Origin of the sequence: Rhizobium ruizarguesonis (assembly GCF_012349115.1) — a bacterium.
GTDB classification, from domain to species: Bacteria; Pseudomonadota; Alphaproteobacteria; order Rhizobiales; family Rhizobiaceae; genus Rhizobium; species Rhizobium ruizarguesonis.
Map to the genome: position 1 here is coordinate 1 of NZ_PQIG01000117.1, position 17,480 is coordinate 17,480.

The window sequence follows — 17,480 nt, forward strand, 5'->3', positions numbered from 1 at the left end:
TCGAACTTCTCGTTGAAGTACCGCTCTGTGTAGGAGAGGTTCTTGCGATTGAAGGCGATGATCCTTTCCGAGCGCAGGTCGTCGATGGCGATCTCCGCCTGCTCCGCCAGCCGGTTGCTCCTCGCCACCGCCAGCAGATAACGCTCATGGGCGATCGAGGCGAAGCGCAACGAGCCGATGTTTTCCACCGGTCTGATGAAGCCGAGATTGATCTGGCCGTTCTCCAGGCCGCGGATGATGTCGCCGGTATTGCCGCTTGATATATGGATGCGGATATCCGGGTACTTGCGGGCGATCTTTGCCAGAAACGCCGGCAGCACGCCGGTGGTGGCCGGATAGACGGTGCCGATCCTGATCTGCCGGATCGTCTTGCCGGCCACCGCCCTGGTGATCTCGGCGGAAAGATCGACCTCGCTCAGGATCCCGACGCAGCGTTCGTGGAAGATCTCCCCTGCCCTGGTCAGTTCCACCCGTCTGGTCGAGCGGATGAACAGCGCACAGCCGAGCTCCCGCTCCAGCGCCTGCACATGATTGCTGAGCGCCGGCTGGGCGATGCGCACCTTGGCGGCTGCCCGGCCGAAATGCAGTTCCTCGGCCACCGCGACGAAATAGGAGATCTGGCGTAGTTCCATGCAGATTTTCTTTCGATCTTCGTGCCGTCTTCAGGCGAGAATATCGTTTTTCGTATAGAATAGCCAGTTATTTAATTTTCATCGTAATGATCAGGTGGGCAGATGACGCCCCGTGATCTGCTAGCTTGGAATGTGAAGAAACTTCGAGTTAAACGCGGGTTGTCTCAAGAGCGCCTAGCGCTCGAAGCGGGATTAGAGCGCGTCTCAATTTCTCAAATCGAGCGGAAGCGGGTGAACCTCGGGATCGATTCTCTCGGAAAAATCGCGAGCGTTCTCGGCTGCGAGATTCTTGAGCTTTTCGCCGAACCCGCGATGGGTGAGCAAGAACCCGAGAATTTGCGTCGGGGCCGCCGTTCAGTGTGAAATCCCTGGGAGACAAAGCGTTGTCCCTTAGCTCGCCGGATACAAAATTGGCCGCCTTGAAAGGACTCGAACTTTCGGCATCCTCCGTCTTTGAGCTAACTAACTGATGTGATTGAAGCTCCAAGCTGTAAGCAGCTAGTTGGAACAGATGATCACTCCAAATAGGATTGATCAAGGCGCAGAGCGCCAACCCGTCCTAAAGTTTAGCTCCGTTAGCATCTGGAAGCTGTTGCACCAGCGCACTTCCAGATCATTGCAGACGTCCGGTATACGGCGGTTTGCCCGTTTCGTGCTCGGCTTTGATGCCTCGACAGTAACGACAATTCGATCCAGCCGATGGGCCAAGGCATGGGCAATCAGGAATGGGTCGCGGCCGACCTCGATGATCTCTGCATCATTGAGGTCGGGTGCATATTTTTCGATGACTATCTGAACAAGGGCTGGATTGACGTCCTCATCCAGCTTGAGCGCATCGTAATTGTCGCCGTCTTTCAGCCATTGCGCCAGTTCCGACCCTTCGGTGATCTCTTCCAAGATTTCGACCGGGATTTTCAGCGCGCCAATCTCGCCCATATGCACGAGCCAATCCCAAAACTCAGGAACACGCTGAATCGGATAGTAGAGTTTGTGCGCTGTAATGAGGACGTTCGCGTCGAGAAGATGCACGCGACCCCCTTAAATCACGCCATCGGTCAGCGAGAACACGTTGTTCGGCTTCACGCCAAGAATCGCCGCGGCTTTGGAAGGCGACAGGGCCCCGTCCGCCAGCATCCGTTTCGAAAGGCTCAGCAGGCGATTGCCAAGCCTATGGCGGCGGACGAGATAGTAACTCGGTCCACTTTCATTTTCGCGCGCGCGTGCTCTTTGAGCCGCCTTGTTGTTCAGCCATTGCTGGCGGAAGACAGCCGTCACCGACGACCACACTGCATGGTCGATGATCCCTTCGCGATAGAGCTTGTAAGCAACCATAGAATGGCTGACCTGCCGCAGCTCCGCGATTTCGCTAACCCGCGCCATCACAACGTCCTGGGACGCACCTCGCAACGCAACCTCGCCTGCGATCTCGGCCGAAGGCAGCAGGATACGACCCGCCACATCGTTGCAGAAAGTTTCAATGGCAGATGTCGGCCGGCCTCCGCTCACCCCCGTCTGGCCGAGCCAGATATGGGCAAGCTCGTGCAGCAACGTGAACGACCATGCCTGCTCGCTGTCCTGGTCATTGATCACCACGAAGGGCGCAACCTTGTCCGAAAGCGCGAAGCCTCTGAATAGCTCGACATTGAGCGCACTGTGGTGACTGCCGAGATTGCCAATCAACAGCACGAAAATGCCTGTTCCCTCGGCGCGTTCGCGAAGGTAGGCGAAGCCACGGGAGGTGCCTCGACCACTGCCGGATCGGAAAGACTGGAGATTGAAACCCAAACGTTCGCTGATCGCCGCAGCCAGACCCTCTGCTCCGCGGCGATAGTCATAGGAAGCAACGAAATCGAGCGGTTCGGCCTCCTCCTCACTCTCCAGCAATGACCGCACCATTTCTTGGCGAGCACGGACCTCGCGAAGTAGCGTATCGACGAGGGCTGCATCGCGTTGTGCATATTCGTCGGGAAGCGTCCGGAAATCTTCGCCACGCGCCGCGGTTGCCGGCGGTTCAGCAAGAAAGAAGGTGAGCAGCGGCCGACGGTACTGTGTCGACATTTTGATCAACTGCGGGCGGGTCGGCTCAACCTGTCCGTCTTCAAGCATGGCAAGGCGATCGCTGCCCGCAATACCGCGTGCATCGCCAATTCCGAGCTTGTCAGCAGCATCTTCTACAGTGAGCCCCGCAGTCTCGCGTGCCCAACGCAGAATCAATGGGTTGACCTTTGGCACCTTTCACCTCTGTTCGGGCAAGCGCATACTTCGTTTCATTCGACCATGCAATCGTTGCGAAGGATATAGGGTTTCGTCAAGTTGTGCCCAAGACCGACCTGCACACTATGGCCGGAAACGATTACCGGAATGATGTCGGCATTGCGGAGACCTACCGGCGGGCTCTTATGCGCGGGGAAAGCCGGATCCAAACGCGTTCTCTGTCAGCGAACTTCTGGCTCTGTCCTGCACGATTCTCAAAGGAGGGAATATCTTCGTCTCGCGCCACTGGAGCAAAAAGTTCACACATTGCTCTTGAAGAGATCCGAGCCTCAAACCCATGATGTCATCGGCGCGGCGTAACACCGATTTATGGAACGCCTTGCGGCACAGGGATCAGAGCAGCCTAGAACATGCCGTTCGGATTGGCTGAGTGTTCGGGAATGACCTGCAGCACGTCCCAATGCTCTACGATCTTGCCGTCATCATCGAGCCGGAAAATATCGATACCGGCATAGTCATGGTCATTGGGCCAGTGCTGGAAGCAGTGCAGCACAACCCGGTCACCTTCGGCAATGGACTGTTTTACATCAACCCGCTTGCCCGGCCATTCCCGCGCCATGCGCTCGAAATAGTCGATGAACCCGGCCTTGCCAGTTGCGACATGAGGATTGTGCTGGATGTAGTCAGCCCCGGCATAAAGCTCGATGGCCTCACGCGGCTTGCAGTCGTTGAACATCAGCTCATAGAAGGCGATCACGTTGGCTTTGTTGCGCTCTAAGTCGGTCATGCAGTCCTCCATGTAGAAAGGGACGCTTTCGCGCCCCTCTTGATATCAGAACCCAAACTTGCCGTTCTGGTTCTTCCAGTCGGCCAGTGCCGGGATGGTCTCGATCACGTCCCAATGTTCGGCGATCTTACCATTCTCAACACGGAACAGGTCATAGAAGGCGGTCGGTGCACCGCCGAAGGTGCCTTCGCTGACCGTCAGCACAAAATTGCCCTCGCCCAGCACCTGATGGATGGTGTCCTATTTCATGGTCACGCCATTAGCGGCCATGGCTTCGAGCGCAGCGCCGAGACCGGAAAGGCCATTTGCAATTTGCGGGTTGTGCTGGACGTAGTTGTCGCCGTCGAAATAGCCGGTCAGCCTTTCCATGCGGCCATTGACGAGAATGTGTCGACGAAGCTGAGCACGAGGGTCTTGTTTTCCTCGGTCTTGGGCAGATCGGTCGGCTCGGTTGGGCCATCGATCATGGTGTTACCGCTCGGATTTGCAGCAGCCGGAGTCTCCTGCAAATTGTCCCAATGCTCAACGATCTTGCCATCTTCAAAACGGAAGATGTCGAAGCCGATCTTTGTCCTTCCCGAAGCGATCGCGCCAGCGCTTCCCGTGGCCCGGTGAAGTCAGGCTGTGTCGAGACCGCTGTAACCAGAGATAACGGTCTGTAGATCCGCTCGTCGCTGATCGAACCCACCCAAAGCGGGGTCTGCTCTCTATCCTCGAGCTTCATGTCGGTTTCCCGGTCCTCAACCGTGCCGGCCCCCGATGTGGGGATGCGCGCTCAGCCAATGGATCACCGATGAGAGAAATGACGCGAGCATTACCGGTAGCCTAAAAGATTCGAGTGATCAGGCGGTCGGCTTTGGTGCCTTCGCGATATATTGCAAGGACTATGAGTGCTGCGATGACACCCGTCAGTGCTCCGCCGAAGACGTCTCCGGCGTAGTGGGTCCCGATATAGATCCGGGAGAAGGTGCCAGGCAGGCCGCCGCCAGGAAAGCAAATCCGGCGCGTCGGGCGCCGTGAAGGAGAAAAGCGGCCGCAATCGCAAAGGTCGCCGTCGCATCATCGGAGGGAAACGAAAAGTCGGCGCTCCGTTCGATCAACAGGTCTGTTACGCCGTTGTCATAGGGACGAGCCCGGTGGATAAAGAGAAGAATGAGTTGGTTGAGGGCGAGTCCCAGCAAGAACGAGAAGCCTGCCGCCACGAGGACATGCCGTATATGCGTCCTATCAGACCCGCGCCACCATTGCAGGGCTACCGCCATCACCATTACCGGGACGCCGATACCGGAGACCCAGACCATCAAGTAGTCGATCGCAGCGCTATGTCCCGCTAATCCATTGATGGCGCGTGTTACAGCTACGTCGAGTTCATACATTGTCACACTCCAGTTCAACCCTTGCAGCCCCGAAGGCTCTACATCGATTCTGGATCAGTCAACTGACGCTTAGATATTGGTTAGATCTCCACCTGCACTCGGATGAAAAACATTTCCAGCAAGAGTGACAGCCGCGAAAACGGCGACAGCAAAGAATGTCGCCCCGGGCCGGTGATGCCCGAAATGCGGAGGCGACCGCTTCAGAATTCGTCGTTGGCGGCAATCAGCTTTTTGCCTTCACCCACCGCCAGCAGCTTCCCATCTTGACCGACGACGACCAATTCGTCGCCTCCGTGCCGCAGGCTCATGAAGGCGACGATCGTGACGATCGCGGCAAGGAAGATTGCGCTCGTTATGATTGTGCCGAGGCCTAGGCCACCATATTGCACGGGCTGAGACATCAGATCGCCGAACGAAGCGCCCAGAGGCCTGGTCAGGATGTAGACCAGCCAGAAGCCGAGTATCGGGTTGAGACCGAGGAAGAAGTAGCCGACACTGAGCGAGATGATCATCATCCCGAATAGAACGCCGGTCGCCAGATAACCCAGCGCGAACTTCTCGGCGACCAGATCGCCCGCCGCCGTGCCGAGCGCAAAGGTGAACAGAATGGCGAGCCAATAGAAGGCCTCGCGTCGATTGGTGAATATGGAGTGGATTGAAAGCGTACGCTCCGTCTGGAACCAGAGTAGGAAAGTCAGCGCCAAGGCGATCGAGAATGCGATGGTCGTATCCAGCAGCGGTACCTTGAAGTTGTCGACTAGATTGTCGGTAATCAACGTGCCAACGATGCTGATCAGCACCACCGAAAGCCAATAGGTGGCAGGAACATACTTCTTCTGCGCAAATTGCCAAACCAGTGCGCCGGCGAGAATTGCCGACATGATCAGCGATGTCGCCGTCAGTCCCAGGCCCATTTGCATGTTGAGATAATCGGCCGCCGTTTCGCCCATGGTGACGGCCATCAGTTTGATGAGCCAGAAGTCGGCCGTGACACGAGGAACGCGATTGCAGACAACAGCCTTGGCGGTTTCTGTCGTAGCGGGCATTGCGAGTATCCTTGAATGGGCGATGAAACGTCTGCGGTTAAGCGGCGCGTGCGGTGGGAAGGGCGTGGAACAACGGTTCGCCGTCGGCCTACTGAGATGACTGGGGCGGATGATTGAGAACCGCCACAAGGGTGGCGAGCGTCTTGTTGACGTTGTCGGCCGACGGGGCCGATTGGCGTAGCGCCTTGAGCGCGGCATCGGAGGCAGCGTCAATGTTGTTCCATTCGTTCGGATTCAGCGGACGGATTGCGCTTTCGGCCTGATCCCATGCCGTCTCGTAGTCCGTAATCCGCTTTGCGGCCGCCGTCAGATCACCCTTGGAAGCGAGGGCCTGAACGTCGGCAACGATGGTCTTGAACGATTTGAGATCACCTAGGTCCTTCGTTTTGGCGGGCGCATTGTTGGCATAGAGTTCAAAACCCGTGAAAGCCGTCACCGGAGCAATAATGAGCGCGATGGCGAGAAAAATCTGTCTCATTCGAAAATCCCTTAACTTCTGGAAACGCGTCACGCCTGCATCGTCCTTCGGCGGTGATCGACTGCGCCTCGCGGACGCCCCCGGCACGCTCGCCGCCTTCCCATTGGCGCTTGCTTTGACCGACATAACTACGCAGAGACTATTAGCGGAGAATTAGCGCCGATGCCGGTGTGGGCCCGACACGTTATCAATCGGTCGCAATCGCGCGCGAAAGCGGCGGCCAGGTTGTCGCCGGCCGCCGCAAGCCTCACTTCTCCGGGGTCAGGTGAGAGACGACCGCCTTGCCGTCCTTGATCGCGAAGGTTAGCTGAACCTTCTCACCGACGCGAAGGTTGGTATCTTCGATCCCTTCGGGCAGGGTATAGTTCTTGCCGTCCGACAACGTGATCGTATCGGCCTTCTTGCTGATCGCGGTGATCGTGCCGGACGTCTGGGCAGCGAATGCCGTGCCCATCAGTGCCAGCGCCAGTATTGCGGCCATAAGCATTTGTGGTTTCATTACTTTCTCCTTCCTGGTTTCAGCCCTCAATCTGTAGAATTTTTCGCAAGGCAGCGCGGCGCGGCCGATGCTTATTCGCCTCTCAACTTCTCGGTGACGTGTACCCGGCTGCGCATCGCCTCGCTCGTCGCGGCCAGGAGAGCAGCGCTGGTTGCGGTGATGACGAGGGCAGCGAGATAGCCCCAAGGCGACGAAAGCGCCTCGGGTGGCGGGTCAAATACCCCGGTCAGCAGCTTGACGAGCACATAGGCTATGAGCACTCCGGTCAAGAGGCCGAGAAACATGCCGCCGCCGACCACCAATGCAGCCTCGCTCCAAACAAAGGCGCCAAGCTGCCGCGGCTTGGCACCCAGCGCGACGAGGATGGCGAAGGAGCGTTCACGGTCTGCCAACCCCAGCCCAAGGACCAATCCGCCCGAGGCGGCAAGCATGACCAGCGCGAAGATCAGCTCAAGCCGCGTCAAACCGGCGAGGTCGATCGCTGTGAGACTCGATCCGATCAAAGCGACGGCATCACCAATCTGGCTCACCTTCAGTCCAGGGAGGCTCGCAGTCGCGCTTTGGGCGGCCCGAGCGATGCGGGCCGGATCGCCGTTCGATCGGATGAGAACGATCTCGCTTTCCGGGGAACCTGTCTGCTGCGCAATGTAAGTGGCGTTGGCGACCAGAAACGAATCCTTGGGTGCGGTGGGGAATTCGCGCACCACGCCCACGATGTGGAAGGGCACGGCATGGTATTGGTTATCGGCCGCGTTTTGCAGGCGAATATTGATGCCGTCGCCGCGACTGAGCTGATAGTCGTTCACCGTTTCCTGCGATACCAGCACGCCATCGGGCGTTCGCGCGAGATTGGCGAGCGTCGCCAGGGCGGCACCATTGGCGAAATAGGCGTCGGACATCGGCGTGGCTGTCCCGATGCGCGTCGGATCGATGCCATAGAGATCCTGAAGGTCCGTCCCAACATAAGCGTATCGGTGTTGCATCGGCTGGACGGCCAGCACGCCCGGCAGCTTGGAAAGACGGTCGAGCGTCCGGGAGGCGGGCTCGGCGGATGTACCCGTGACGGTAACGTCGGCGCCGTTGGTGAGCTCGGCATCGACCCGTGCCTGGGCCTCATAAGTCGCGTTGAAAATCGCGGTCGATGCGGCGAAGGCAAAAGCAAGCGCAGCCAGGCCGATGCCAGCAGTCAGCCGCCGGCCTTGCCGTGCAAATGTCGCAGCCACAACATCCGCGAGACGTCCGGCGACGGGTCGCAAGCCCCTGGCGATCACCGGCCGGCCTTGCCGCAACCCGGACCCGACGAGCCGCATGGAAAATAGCGCCAGACCATTCCAGAGCAACACCGGGGCGAGAAAGGCCGTATAGTCGACCGCGGTCGCCGCCACGCCCTCCGGCGCGAGAACGACCTGGTATCCGCTCGCTGCCGAACGCCAGTAGAGCGCCGCCGCGAGCGCCAGCAGCACCAGATCAAGATAGAAGCGAGCCCAAAGTGGTGCCCGGTCATTGCCGATTGGCCGCCGGGCGGCCGCAATGCTCAAGCTACGGGCGTCGCGCCAGGCAGGGATCAGGATCGCTGCGAGCGAAAGTGCGATCCCGGCCACCGCCATGGTGCTGAGCAAAGGAAGCGCTGCGCTTCGCAAGAGCGACACCCCGAGGATGAAATTCGCGGCAAGAGCAGCAAGGAGTATACCGAGGATCGCACCGCCGACACCCGCAAATGCCGCTTCAGCGGCAGCCAGGCGAAGAACTCTATCGACCGTTGCTCCCCGCAAGCGCAACAATGCCTGGTCGCGGCGGCGCTTGTCCCGTCCAGCCCCTGCTACGGCAAGCGTCAGCAGGATGGCGAGGACGGCGCCAGGGGTGCCGAGGAATAGGAAAATCAGCCGAGCATAGAGGGCATCCTCACGGACTGCCTCCAAACGGACCGCCAGGTTGTTTGCGAGCAGCGCGGTTCCAGCCACGCGAGCCTCGAAATTGTGACCGCGCTCGGTCGCCCAGGTGTTCGCAGCGACCGGGTCGAAGGGCAAATCATGATGATCGAGCCTGACGTGGAACTCGGTCCGAATGGTATCGGGCCGACTGGCGCCTTGCTGGTCGAACACCTGCTGCCACTGAGACATCGGCAACAGCAGAACGTTGTCGGGCGGGGCTTGCGGTGCGGCGCCAGCCGGGACACCGATCGCCTGAAACATCGCATCGGCGTTCGGCAAATCGACGATACCGGCGATCGTCACGCTGGTATCCGGCGCTTGGTGGTGGTGGATGACGACCTGATCCCCGACCCCGACATGCAGGTTGGCGGCAGTCTGCTGCGCTATCAGGACGCCATCGACCGATCCTACGAGCCGTCGAACCTGTGCGGGGAATTGATCGAAATAGTCCGGTCCGATGCCAAGTACCGTGCCGCCACCCGTGGCCTGCACGGTGCCTCCCGTGTTCGCCTCAAAGCCTGGTACGTCGGCATAGTTGATCAACTGCAAGCCGGTAACCGAGGCGGCAGAGCGGATCGCTGCCTCGACCGCACTCTGATCCGCCCCCGGAAGCGTCTGGACCTGCCAGTCGACGGGAACCTGGGCGACCGACCGAGCCGTCATCTCAGCCGCGCTGTATTGCAAAAACGCACCCAGGCAAGCGATAAAGGCGACTGTCAGCGCCACACCGCCGATGGTGCCGACAAGGCGACCGGAGCGGGTCCGGATAAGTCCGATCAACCAGTGCCCGTACATGGGGACCTCTCAACCATGCTTTCCAATTTGCCGTGACGCATCCACCAGATGCGGCTCATCTTTGCAGCTACGCGCTCATCATGCGTGGCGATGATGATGGCGCTTCCGGTCTGGCGACCCCAGGTGCGAAGTCGATCGACTAGTATCGCGGCGCCAGCTTGGTCGAGCTGGCCTGTCGGCTCGTCAGCGACAATCAATTCCGGATTGGTCACAATGGCTCGGGCCACCGCGATCCGGTCGGCCTGGCCCCCGGAGAGTTGCTCGGGAAGCTTCGACGCCAGGGTTTCGATTCCGAAAACGGCAAGCGCTGCCAACGCGCGCGCCTCGGCTTCGGAGCCGTTGCTGAGAAGGATTGGTAACTCGACGTTCTCGACGGCGGAGAGTGCGGGCATCAGGTTGGCAGATTGGAATACGACGCCGATCCGCTCAGGGCGCAATGTGTCGGACGACCCAAGCCCGGGCCATTCCAATCGTCCTGAGCTTGGCACGTCCAGTCCCGCGATCAGGTTTAAAAGCGTCGTCTTTCCGCAACCCGAAGGTCCCATGATCGCGATTGTTTCGCCGGCGTTAATCTTGAAAGAGCAGCCTTGAACGGCCGCCACGACGCCCCGTTCGCGCTGGAAGCTGCGCCACAGGTCCGTAGCCACTGCCAAGGTCTTAGTCATGCACGATGCCTCCATCCCGGATATCGATAATGCGGTCGGCCCGTGCGGCTAGCGGACGGCTGTGCGTCACGACCAGGACGGCAGCGCCGCTCCGGCAGTTTTCGATGAGGCGATCGATGACAAGCTGCTCGGTTCCCGCATCAACCTCGGCGGTCGGCTCATCGCACAGCAGGATTGACGGCTTTGCTGCGAGCGCCACGGCCAGGCCAGCGCGCGCTGCCTCGCCGCCTGAAAGGTGAGCTGGTAAGACACCGGCGAGGTCGTCAAGGCCGAGGCTCCCGAGAAGGCCGTCGATTGCGTCCGGTGCGCCGCGGCCGGAAATCTCCATCTGGAGACGGATGTTGGCCCGCACCGTCAGATGATCGAACAGATTGCCGGACTGCATGAGCATGCCGAAATGACGAGCCCTAAGCCGAGCCCGCTCTGGTTCGGGGCGTCGGGTCATGCGCTCGCCCATGACCGACACCATCCCGCCATCCGGTTCATCGATCCCGGAAAGACAGGCAAGTAGCGTCGATTTCCCGCTCCCAGAGGGGCCCCGCAAGGCGGTAAATTCCCCTGTATTGAGGGTGAGGACAACCCCACGTAAAGCCACGACTTCTTCGTCGCCGGCGTGAAAGAAGCGGTAAAGTTCGGTCGCCTCAAGTGCGAACATGAACTCACCTCCACAGCAAGGAGTTGGAGATCAGCTGCCATTGGTCGACGTTATCCGCGCCGGCCGGAGCGGCAAGGTCGAGGGTGACCGTCTTGCCATTATTGAACAGGATAAAGCGCTCGTGTTCGAGCCTGATCTGCTTGTTCGTGACCGGGTTTGGCGCGGAATTCGACTGGTAGCTGATGCGGATAGCCGGTCCGGCCGCGAGCTTCACATCCTTGACCTCGGTGACTTTGACGGCGTGTGCGGCTGCCTTGAGGTCCATGATCTCGTGAGCCTTGGCTGAAGAAGCCGTTGGAGCAGCACTCGCGGTACCGAGGGTGGCGTCTATCTGATCGTATTTATCGAAGAACCGAACGCCATGGTCGATCGCGGTCCGTGACCAGCCCTCGGGCACCTTTAGATCGAATCCGTCAGGAGAGTTGTAGGTAACGAAGACCTGATTGTCCGGAATGTCACCCGGTGGGTTCGTCTCGGGCGCAACAAGTTTCTCCTGGGCCAAAGCGGGAGAAAATGCACCGGACGACAGCATGAGCAGCACGGCTAGTGCGATGGATATCCGATGGCGGACGATCATGATTAACGCTCCTCTGCGGACTAGAGAAGGCATGGAACGCCAGCAGAATTAGGAGGGTCTTAGATGATCTGCCGCAATGCAGCCGGCCTGCACCAGAATCTTTGCAGGTGTGCGCGTTTAGGCTACTTTGAAGCATGCGTGTTCTTGTGATCGAAGATGACGTCATGCTCGGTCGGGCCCTCGTGCAAGCGCTCGATGATGCCGGCATGTCGGTAGACTGGGTACGTGACGGGCAACTCGGGGACGAGGCCGTCGCCGTTGGCGGGCATGGTCTTGTGTTGCTCGACCTCGGCTTGCCCGGCCGTTCGGGCCTGGAAATCCTGCGTTCGCTGCGGACGGCCGGCGACAAGAGGCCAATCCTGGTGATCACCGCCCGTGACGAACTCGATGATCGCGTCGCGGGGCTCGACCTCGGGGCCGACGACTATCTGGTGAAGCCATTCGAGGTCAAGGAACTGCTCGCACGCATGCGCGCGGTCCTGCGCCGGCACGGCGGTCACGCGGTTTCGATCCTCTGCACGAGCGAGATTGAGCTCGATCTATCGAGTCATCAGGTGAAATATCGCGGGTGCACCGAGGTGTTGCCAGCGCGCGAATTTGCCTTGGTTCAGGCATTGCTGGATCGTCCCGGAACCATTCTCTCGCGCAGTCAGCTCGAGGAAAGGCTCTATGGTTGGGGTGATGAGGTGGAAAGCAACGCGATCGACGTGCTCATCCATTACGTGCGGCGCAAGTTTGACAAGGATATCATACGCAACGTCCGAGGAGCTGGCTGGATGGTTGCCAAGTGAAAGGCACGATTTCGATCCGACGCACGGCTTTCATATGGCTCGCAGGGTTAATGGCGACCATCGGCGTTTTCGCGGCGATAACATCGTACTTCCTCGTCAGGAACGAGGCATCCGATTTCCTCGACAATCAGCTGCGGCAGATCGCACTCTATGTCGGAGACGCGCCTCCCGCGCCAGCGGGTGGCCCGGTTGGAGATGTGCCGCACGATCCCGAGGACGACTTCGTCATCCAGGTCTGGGATGTAGCCGGCAAGCCGTCGCGACTTTCGCACCCCGCCGTTGATATCCCTCAGCAACGGTCCACGGGGTTCGCCGACATTTCGACCGGCAGCGACAAGTGGCGTGTCTATACGCTGATCGCGCCATATCGAACGGTTCAGGTTTCCCAGGATATGAGCGTCCGGCAGGAGCTGGCGGCCAGTGCAGCGTTCCAGGCTGCGCTCCCGATCATCGTTTTGATTCCATTGTCATTGCTAACATTGAGCTGGATCATCGATCGGATCATGGCCCGGCTCAATCGTCTGGCCGTCACAGTGGCCTCCCGAGACGCCAGGGCAGACGACCCTGTTCCGACTGACGACGTGCCTGCCGAAGTCGTTCCCTTCGTGAGCTCGATCAATCTTCTACTCGCGCGGCTCCGCGCATTGCTGGAGCGCCAGCGGCGGTTTACCTCAGATGCAGCCCATGAATTGCGCACACCACTTTCGGCGCTGCAAATTCAGATCGACAACCTTCGGCACGACGACCGGGATGGCCGATTTTCCCAGCGCTTGACCGAACTCGAAGCCGGAATTAGTAGGGCAACCAGCCTCGTAAGCAAGCTCTTGCGCCTCGCGCGCTACGACGCCAACGAGACCGCGCCCGCGCCGCAGCCGATCGACCTCGTTCAGCTTGCCCTCGACACTGTTGCGCGCCTGACCCCGCTCGCGGAGAGCCGCCAGATTGACCTGGGCATCACGCGCCGAGACGGCGCTATCACGATTGGCGCGCTGGCCGATTTCGAAATCATCCTCGACAATCTGGTCGAGAACGCCGTTCGGTACACGCCGCCTGGGGGGATGGTCGACGTCGCGGTGGTTGCCGCCGGGCAAGAAGCACGGATCGAAATCCGCGACACCGGCCCCGGCATCGCGGACGAAGAGATGCCACGCGTCTTTGAACGGTTCTTCAGGGCCGGGCCTCAGGATAGCGAGGGGAGCGGCTTGGGGCTGGCGATCGCAAAGGCGGCAGCCGAAAGACAAGGAGCGCGCCTCGCACTTGCCATGCGCGAGGACGGGCCCGGCCTTGTTGCATGCCTCATTGTACGAATGGCCTCAATGAAGGCCTAGGTGTTTGATGCCAGCGTCATCGCCAATGGACAAGCAGTCGTTTCCGATCAAGTCAAAATTACCCAGCACCGAGATGGAGGCATTCTCTCGCAAATCATGGTCGAAAACGGCGACGAGGCGAAGAAGGGAGACATCCTATTGCGTCTCGATGAAGCGCAGCCGGGAATGCCCGTCGAGGTTTTCGTCAAGACAGAAGAGCGTACGCCGCTGTCCTTTCTCGTCAAGCCGTTTACAGACCGGGTCATGCGCATATTCCGCCAAGAGTAATGTCCGCATTGCGAGATGAATCAGGGCTTCCTTGACCGGAATGAGGAAATGCAGCGCGCGGTGGCGTGAGAGCGAGAAGGCTCGGAGGTTTGCGCCACACTGTTTCCATTTCATAGGGATTGGTGAAGTTACTGTCACACGAGCGGAATATCGGGGTGCTAGCGTCGGCATCGCTGTTCAAAAGGAGTTACCATGCGCAATCTAGCCCTGTCGCTCGCCCTCGTCATCGGCCTTGCTTCTTCCGTTTTAGCAGAAGATGCCAAGCCATTTTCCGATGCCAAGGAAATCGACCTCGTTTCGCTGTTGCCGACACCGCCCGCCAATAATTCGCCGCAGATGCAGGCCGAACTCGCTGAAATACTAACGATCCAGGTTACCCGCACACCTGAGATGGCCGCACGTGCCGTCGCCGATGCGGATGAAGATGTCTGGCGCTTCGCCGATGTGATCGACAATCCCAAGTTCACCAAGGAAAACCTGCCGAAGTTCGCCGCCTTCTTCGACCGCGTCGTCGCCACAGAAGGCGCTGTTGTCGATCCGGCCAAAGATTTCTGGAAGCGTCCGCGGCCTCACCTCTACAGCGACCTGGTCAAGCCGATTGTCCCCCTCTCGAAGTCGGGTGCTTATCCGTCGGGTCACACCACCGTCGGCACGCTGATGGGCATCGTCCTTTCCAACATGGTGCCGGAGAAAAGGACCGAGCTGATGGCACGCGCGTGGGAATATGGTCATAACCGTATTGTCGGCGGCATTCACTATGCTTCGGACGTCGAGGCTGGCCGCATCGCCGGCACCGTCATTGCCGAAACGATCCGCACCCATGACGACTACAAAGCTGAATTTGAAGCCGCCAAAGAGGAACTTCGATCCGTCCTTGGTCTGCCCCACGTCTGAGCCGATTGACCAAACATCCATTTGAACCGCCGGCGAGAAATCCGGCGGTTCTATGCTTTCAGGCATGGTCGCCCTTGGATGACCTCGCGTTAGAGTTTACTGCCTTCAATTAACGTTTCCGGCAATTTATGCCGAACGGCGGCTAGACCCCGCGGAGGTTACCTTTGGTGGCTTCAGCGCAGTCGTCGTTGAGTACCTAACGACTTGATACATTTCAGTCGCTGCCGACCATTGTCGCCATCCCTCGCCTTGAAGGGAATCGAACCATCGGCCTCGGAGTGCATCGCGTGGAATTTTAGTACGTTAGACGCGTCAAGGCACGCTCGCTGTCCCCGCCCCTTCGTTAGATGACCAAAAAAGCACCAGTCTGGTATTGGTGCAGCGTACTCCAAGCCGGGAGAAGTACGCGCATCTGTATCGCGCTGAGCCGTTCAAGAGCCGCTCAGTGGAACTCTTTCTGCTATAACGCCTGAGGCCATCGCGAACCCGGCTCGTCAGTGGATCAAGGTAGCTCAGCCGGACGCCGTTTATTGGAGGCGATCCAACGGACGTCCTTATTCGACAAGCCCCCCGCGTGTTCTTGTAGTCCATTGGAGAGGTGCTGAGCCAGCCGAAGGTGTTCTTGGGGGCGAGTTCGACGCGCTTTCGATAGGGCATGCTGCTGACCTGGGAGAGCCACAACGTCCGCTTTTCGGTGGGGTGTTTCATCGTGTTTTCCTCGGACGTCACTTGAACTGGACCATCGTGGTTTCGAACGAGCGCTTCGCCTGTTCGGCGAGCGGAAGTTTGCGATAGGTCTCGCTGATGATCTCGACACCCCAAGGACCTTCGTAGCCGGCGTTCTGGACGGCCTTGATGAATTCTTTCGGCTTGAGCACGCCTTCGCCCGGCAGGCGCCGATGATAGATGGTGTCTTCCCACAGGAGGCCCTTCACATCGGCGTCGGCGTCGTCCAGCTCGATCGAGCCGATGAAGCGGGACGGAATCTTCTCGATGTCCTTGTAGGGGATGCCGCCGCGGGCCATGTGCCAAATGTCGATGAGCAAGCCGCCATTGGGCTGATCGGCACCTTCCACGATCGCACGCGCCACTTCCAGCGTCCGGACGTTGGAGAACGGCATGATCTCCATGACCACCCTGACGCCGTACTCGGCGGCGTCACGGCAGACTCCGGCGAACGCCTCGCGCATGCGGTCGACGTCGGGCGTCATTTCCGCTTCGGTCGGCGCGTAGAGATCGCTTCCGAGGCCGGGAGCAATCTTGAGATTTCGGACTCCGAGACGCTGCGCCACCTCAAGCATCTCCGTCCGCATGACGTCCGACTTCGCCCGGCGCTCGCCGTCGAGATACCAGCCGGAGAGGAACTCGTACTCGAGGTATTTGATGTCGTTGTCGTCGACGATCCGCTTCATTTCCTTGAGACCGATCTGGGCGGCCGTCGCCTGAACGTCTGCGTGGATCAGGCCCATGCCCTTGTAGCCGACCTTGGCGGCCGCCTCGACGCGATCCTTGAAGGGGATCGGACTGATTTCGGTCGGACCGAACGGATAGACGTCGCCTCCGAGAGTGAAGAACGCCGCCAGCAACTCGATGCCGTTTTTCCCAGTCATTGCCATACTCCCGCGGCCACGCGCCGCATGCGTTTGAATTGCCTTTTTATATACTGGAGCGCCGGCGCGATAAATTGCGCGCTGGAGATCAACATTGTATCCTATAGATATACAATGATGGGGTCAGATCGATCGGATGCTGCCGCCGTCCACGCCCCAAACAGCCGACGTGACGAAGCTGGCAAGGTCGGACGCGAGGAAGACCACCACGTTGGCGACCTCCTCCGGCGTCCCAAGGCGTTCGAGGGGAAGCTGCCGCAGCTTCATTTCGTGCTCGACAGCCGCCTGCGGCTCCATCTTGTGGAACGCGCCCATCGTCTCGGCGAAGCCACCCGGCTTGGTCCAGAACGGGGTCCAGATGGGTCCCGGAGCGACCGCGTTGACCCGCACGGCCTTGCCCTCGGCGCGCGCGAGGCCCTTGGTCAGGGCGAGCACGGCGGCCTTCGACGCCGAGTAGTCGATGGGCACGGGCTCGGGCTGACGGGCGAGATCGGAACCGTTGTTGACGATTACACCCTTCCGCTCGCGGAGGATCGGAAGCAGCTTCCGCGTAGCCCGGACATAGCTCATGAAATTGAGGGAGAAGGTTTTCTCCCATTCCTCGTCGGTCAGCTGGTCGAAGGTGCGGATCGCGCCCGAGCCGACATTGTTCACGAGCACGTCGACCGCGCCGCCCGTCGCCTTGAGCAACTCGTCCAGGCCCGCCGATACGCCAGTTCCGGTGGACAGGTCCGCCTTTGCGGTGTGGGCCGTTCCGCCCGCCGCGGCGACTTCGACCTTGACCTCGGCCAAGGCCTTCTCGTCGATGTCTACGAGGCCCAACGTTGCGCCTTCCCGTGCGAACGCCACCGCGGTCGCACGACCGATGCCGTTGGCGGCACCTGTGATGAAAACAATTTTACCCTTGAGTCCGGTTTCCATTTCTCTCTCCCATA

21 protein-coding genes are annotated in these 17,480 nt (G+C 59.7%); 5 read left to right on the forward strand and 16 right to left on the reverse strand.

Features of this window, described 5'->3' with window-relative positions; translation table 11 throughout:
• The coding region (locus C3Y91_RS31840; RefSeq protein WP_168576231.1) for a LysR family transcriptional regulator at positions 1 to 632 on the reverse strand (632 nt) is incomplete at its 3' end.
• 102 nt (positions 633 to 734) lie between these two features.
• On the opposite strand from C3Y91_RS31840, the gene C3Y91_RS31845 reads away from it, so the two are divergent.
• Positions 735 to 995 carry a helix-turn-helix domain-containing protein gene (locus C3Y91_RS31845; RefSeq protein WP_075225900.1) on the forward strand — a complete coding sequence of 87 codons (261 nt, stop codon included), beginning with the start codon at positions 735 to 737 and terminating at the stop codon, positions 993 to 995.
• Positions 996 to 1,166: 171 nt separating this feature from the next.
• On the opposite strand, the gene C3Y91_RS31850 is transcribed toward C3Y91_RS31845, so the two are convergent.
• The 13 genes from C3Y91_RS31850 to C3Y91_RS31910 form a co-directional block, all read right to left on the reverse strand.
• Entirely contained in the window at positions 1,167 to 1,661 is a 495-nt protein-coding gene (locus tag C3Y91_RS31850) for a DUF4411 family protein (RefSeq protein WP_168576232.1), read from the reverse strand.
• A 9-nt stretch (positions 1,662 to 1,670) separates the two neighbouring features.
• A complete protein-coding gene (locus tag C3Y91_RS31855) occupies positions 1,671 to 2,864 on the reverse strand; it encodes an ImmA/IrrE family metallo-endopeptidase (RefSeq protein WP_168576233.1) in 1,194 nt (397 codons plus the stop codon).
• A 385-nt stretch (positions 2,865 to 3,249) separates the two neighbouring features.
• Positions 3,250 to 3,633, reverse strand: coding sequence for a nuclear transport factor 2 family protein (locus tag C3Y91_RS31860; RefSeq protein WP_168576234.1), 384 nt, complete (start codon positions 3,631 to 3,633; stop codon positions 3,250 to 3,252).
• Positions 3,634 to 3,678: 45 nt separating this feature from the next.
• Complete coding sequence (locus tag C3Y91_RS37685; protein ID WP_168576230.1) at positions 3,679 to 3,858, reverse strand: nuclear transport factor 2 family protein; 180 nt, start codon at positions 3,856 to 3,858, stop codon at positions 3,679 to 3,681.
• Positions 3,859 to 3,873: 15 nt separating this feature from the next.
• Positions 3,874 to 4,002 (reverse strand): hypothetical protein, encoded by a 129-nt coding sequence (locus C3Y91_RS38480; protein WP_281411386.1) that lies wholly within the window; start codon positions 4,000 to 4,002, stop codon positions 3,874 to 3,876.
• A gap of 539 nt (positions 4,003 to 4,541) precedes the next feature.
• Positions 4,542 to 5,009: a phosphatase PAP2 family protein gene (locus C3Y91_RS31875; RefSeq protein WP_343227753.1), complete on the reverse strand. Its 468-nt coding sequence runs from the start codon at positions 5,007 to 5,009 to the stop codon at positions 4,542 to 4,544.
• 200 nt (positions 5,010 to 5,209) lie between these two features.
• Positions 5,210 to 6,055: a COG4705 family protein gene (locus C3Y91_RS31880; protein WP_168576235.1), complete on the reverse strand. Its 846-nt coding sequence runs from the start codon at positions 6,053 to 6,055 to the stop codon at positions 5,210 to 5,212.
• Positions 6,056 to 6,143: 88 nt separating this feature from the next.
• Positions 6,144 to 6,533: a hypothetical protein gene (locus tag C3Y91_RS31885; protein ID WP_168576236.1), complete on the reverse strand. Its 390-nt coding sequence runs from the start codon at positions 6,531 to 6,533 to the stop codon at positions 6,144 to 6,146.
• Positions 6,534 to 6,780: 247 nt separating this feature from the next.
• A complete protein-coding gene (locus tag C3Y91_RS31890; protein WP_130726397.1) occupies positions 6,781 to 7,032 on the reverse strand; it encodes a DUF1344 domain-containing protein in 252 nt (83 codons plus the stop codon).
• Between the two features lie 71 nt (positions 7,033 to 7,103).
• The gene (locus C3Y91_RS31895; protein ID WP_168576237.1) at positions 7,104 to 9,758 is read right to left on the reverse strand and encodes an ABC transporter permease; all 2,655 of its coding nucleotides are present in this window, start codon (positions 9,756 to 9,758) and stop codon (positions 7,104 to 7,106) included.
• Entirely contained in the window at positions 9,740 to 10,423 is a 684-nt protein-coding gene (locus tag C3Y91_RS31900) for an ABC transporter ATP-binding protein (protein WP_130726399.1), read from the reverse strand. Before C3Y91_RS31900 ends, C3Y91_RS31895 begins: the two co-directional genes overlap by 19 nt.
• Positions 10,416 to 11,078, reverse strand: coding sequence for an ABC transporter ATP-binding protein (locus C3Y91_RS31905; RefSeq protein WP_130726400.1), 663 nt, complete (start codon positions 11,076 to 11,078; stop codon positions 10,416 to 10,418). The genes C3Y91_RS31900 and C3Y91_RS31905 overlap by 8 nt, the downstream gene beginning before the upstream one ends.
• Positions 11,079 to 11,082: 4 nt before the next feature.
• Positions 11,083 to 11,655 (reverse strand): hypothetical protein, encoded by a 573-nt coding sequence (locus C3Y91_RS31910; protein ID WP_168576238.1) that lies wholly within the window; start codon positions 11,653 to 11,655, stop codon positions 11,083 to 11,085.
• 134 nt (positions 11,656 to 11,789) lie between these two features.
• On the opposite strand from C3Y91_RS31910, the gene C3Y91_RS31915 reads away from it, so the two are divergent.
• The 4 genes from C3Y91_RS31915 to C3Y91_RS31930 all read left to right on the forward strand — a co-directional run bounded on the left by C3Y91_RS31915 (position 11,790) and on the right by C3Y91_RS31930 (position 14,935).
• Entirely contained in the window at positions 11,790 to 12,446 is a 657-nt protein-coding gene (locus C3Y91_RS31915; protein ID WP_168576239.1) for a response regulator, read from the forward strand.
• Positions 12,443 to 13,774 (forward strand): ATP-binding protein, encoded by a 1,332-nt coding sequence (locus tag C3Y91_RS31920; RefSeq protein ID WP_168576240.1) that lies wholly within the window; start codon positions 12,443 to 12,445, stop codon positions 13,772 to 13,774. Before C3Y91_RS31915 ends, C3Y91_RS31920 begins: the two co-directional genes overlap by 4 nt.
• Entirely contained in the window at positions 13,775 to 14,041 is a 267-nt protein-coding gene (locus C3Y91_RS38265; RefSeq protein ID WP_168576241.1) for a biotin/lipoyl-binding protein, read from the forward strand.
• Between the two features lie 192 nt (positions 14,042 to 14,233).
• Complete coding sequence (locus C3Y91_RS31930) at positions 14,234 to 14,935, forward strand: acid phosphatase (protein WP_168576242.1); 702 nt, start codon at positions 14,234 to 14,236, stop codon at positions 14,933 to 14,935.
• A 725-nt stretch (positions 14,936 to 15,660) separates the two neighbouring features.
• Here the strand turns inward: C3Y91_RS31930 and C3Y91_RS31935 are convergent.
• Both C3Y91_RS31935 and C3Y91_RS31940 read right to left on the reverse strand, forming a co-directional pair.
• Entirely contained in the window at positions 15,661 to 16,545 is an 885-nt protein-coding gene (locus C3Y91_RS31935) for a sugar phosphate isomerase/epimerase family protein (RefSeq protein WP_168576243.1), read from the reverse strand.
• Positions 16,546 to 16,668: 123 nt separating this feature from the next.
• Positions 16,669 to 17,466 (reverse strand): SDR family NAD(P)-dependent oxidoreductase, encoded by a 798-nt coding sequence (locus C3Y91_RS31940; RefSeq protein ID WP_168576244.1) that lies wholly within the window; start codon positions 17,464 to 17,466, stop codon positions 16,669 to 16,671.
• Positions 17,467 to 17,480: the final 14 nt, after the last annotated feature.

Bases quoted from the DNA above. Each gene is read 5' to 3' on its own strand.
- C3Y91_RS31910 (WP_168576238.1), bottom strand. From the start codon at position 11,655: ATGATCGTCCGCCATCGGATATCCATCGCACTAGCCGTGCTGCTCATG.
- C3Y91_RS31895 (WP_168576237.1), bottom strand. From the start codon at position 9,758: ATGTACGGGCACTGGTTGATCGGACTTATCCGGACCCGCTCCGGTCGC.
- C3Y91_RS31890 (WP_130726397.1), bottom strand. From the start codon at position 7,032: ATGAAACCACAAATGCTTATGGCCGCAATACTGGCGCTGGCACTGATG.
- C3Y91_RS31860 (WP_168576234.1), bottom strand. From the start codon at position 3,633: ATGACCGACTTAGAGCGCAACAAAGCCAACGTGATCGCCTTCTATGAG.
- C3Y91_RS31875 (WP_343227753.1), bottom strand. From the start codon at position 5,009: ATGTATGAACTCGACGTAGCTGTAACACGCGCCATCAATGGATTAGCG.
- C3Y91_RS31880 (WP_168576235.1), bottom strand. From the start codon at position 6,055: ATGCCCGCTACGACAGAAACCGCCAAGGCTGTTGTCTGCAATCGCGTT.
- C3Y91_RS31905 (WP_130726400.1), bottom strand. From the start codon at position 11,078: ATGTTCGCACTTGAGGCGACCGAACTTTACCGCTTCTTTCACGCCGGC.
- C3Y91_RS31900 (WP_130726399.1), bottom strand. From the start codon at position 10,423: ATGACTAAGACCTTGGCAGTGGCTACGGACCTGTGGCGCAGCTTCCAG.
- C3Y91_RS31845 (WP_075225900.1), top strand. From the start codon at position 735: ATGACGCCCCGTGATCTGCTAGCTTGGAATGTGAAGAAACTTCGAGTT.
- C3Y91_RS31885 (WP_168576236.1), bottom strand. From the start codon at position 6,533: ATGAGACAGATTTTTCTCGCCATCGCGCTCATTATTGCTCCGGTGACG.
- C3Y91_RS31915 (WP_168576239.1), top strand. From the start codon at position 11,790: ATGCGTGTTCTTGTGATCGAAGATGACGTCATGCTCGGTCGGGCCCTC.
- C3Y91_RS31930 (WP_168576242.1), top strand. From the start codon at position 14,234: ATGCGCAATCTAGCCCTGTCGCTCGCCCTCGTCATCGGCCTTGCTTCT.
- C3Y91_RS31940 (WP_168576244.1), bottom strand. From the start codon at position 17,466: ATGGAAACCGGACTCAAGGGTAAAATTGTTTTCATCACAGGTGCCGCC.
- C3Y91_RS38480 (WP_281411386.1), bottom strand. From the start codon at position 4,002: ATGGAAAGGCTGACCGGCTATTTCGACGGCGACAACTACGTCCAGCAC.
- C3Y91_RS31935 (WP_168576243.1), bottom strand. From the start codon at position 16,545: ATGACTGGGAAAAACGGCATCGAGTTGCTGGCGGCGTTCTTCACTCTC.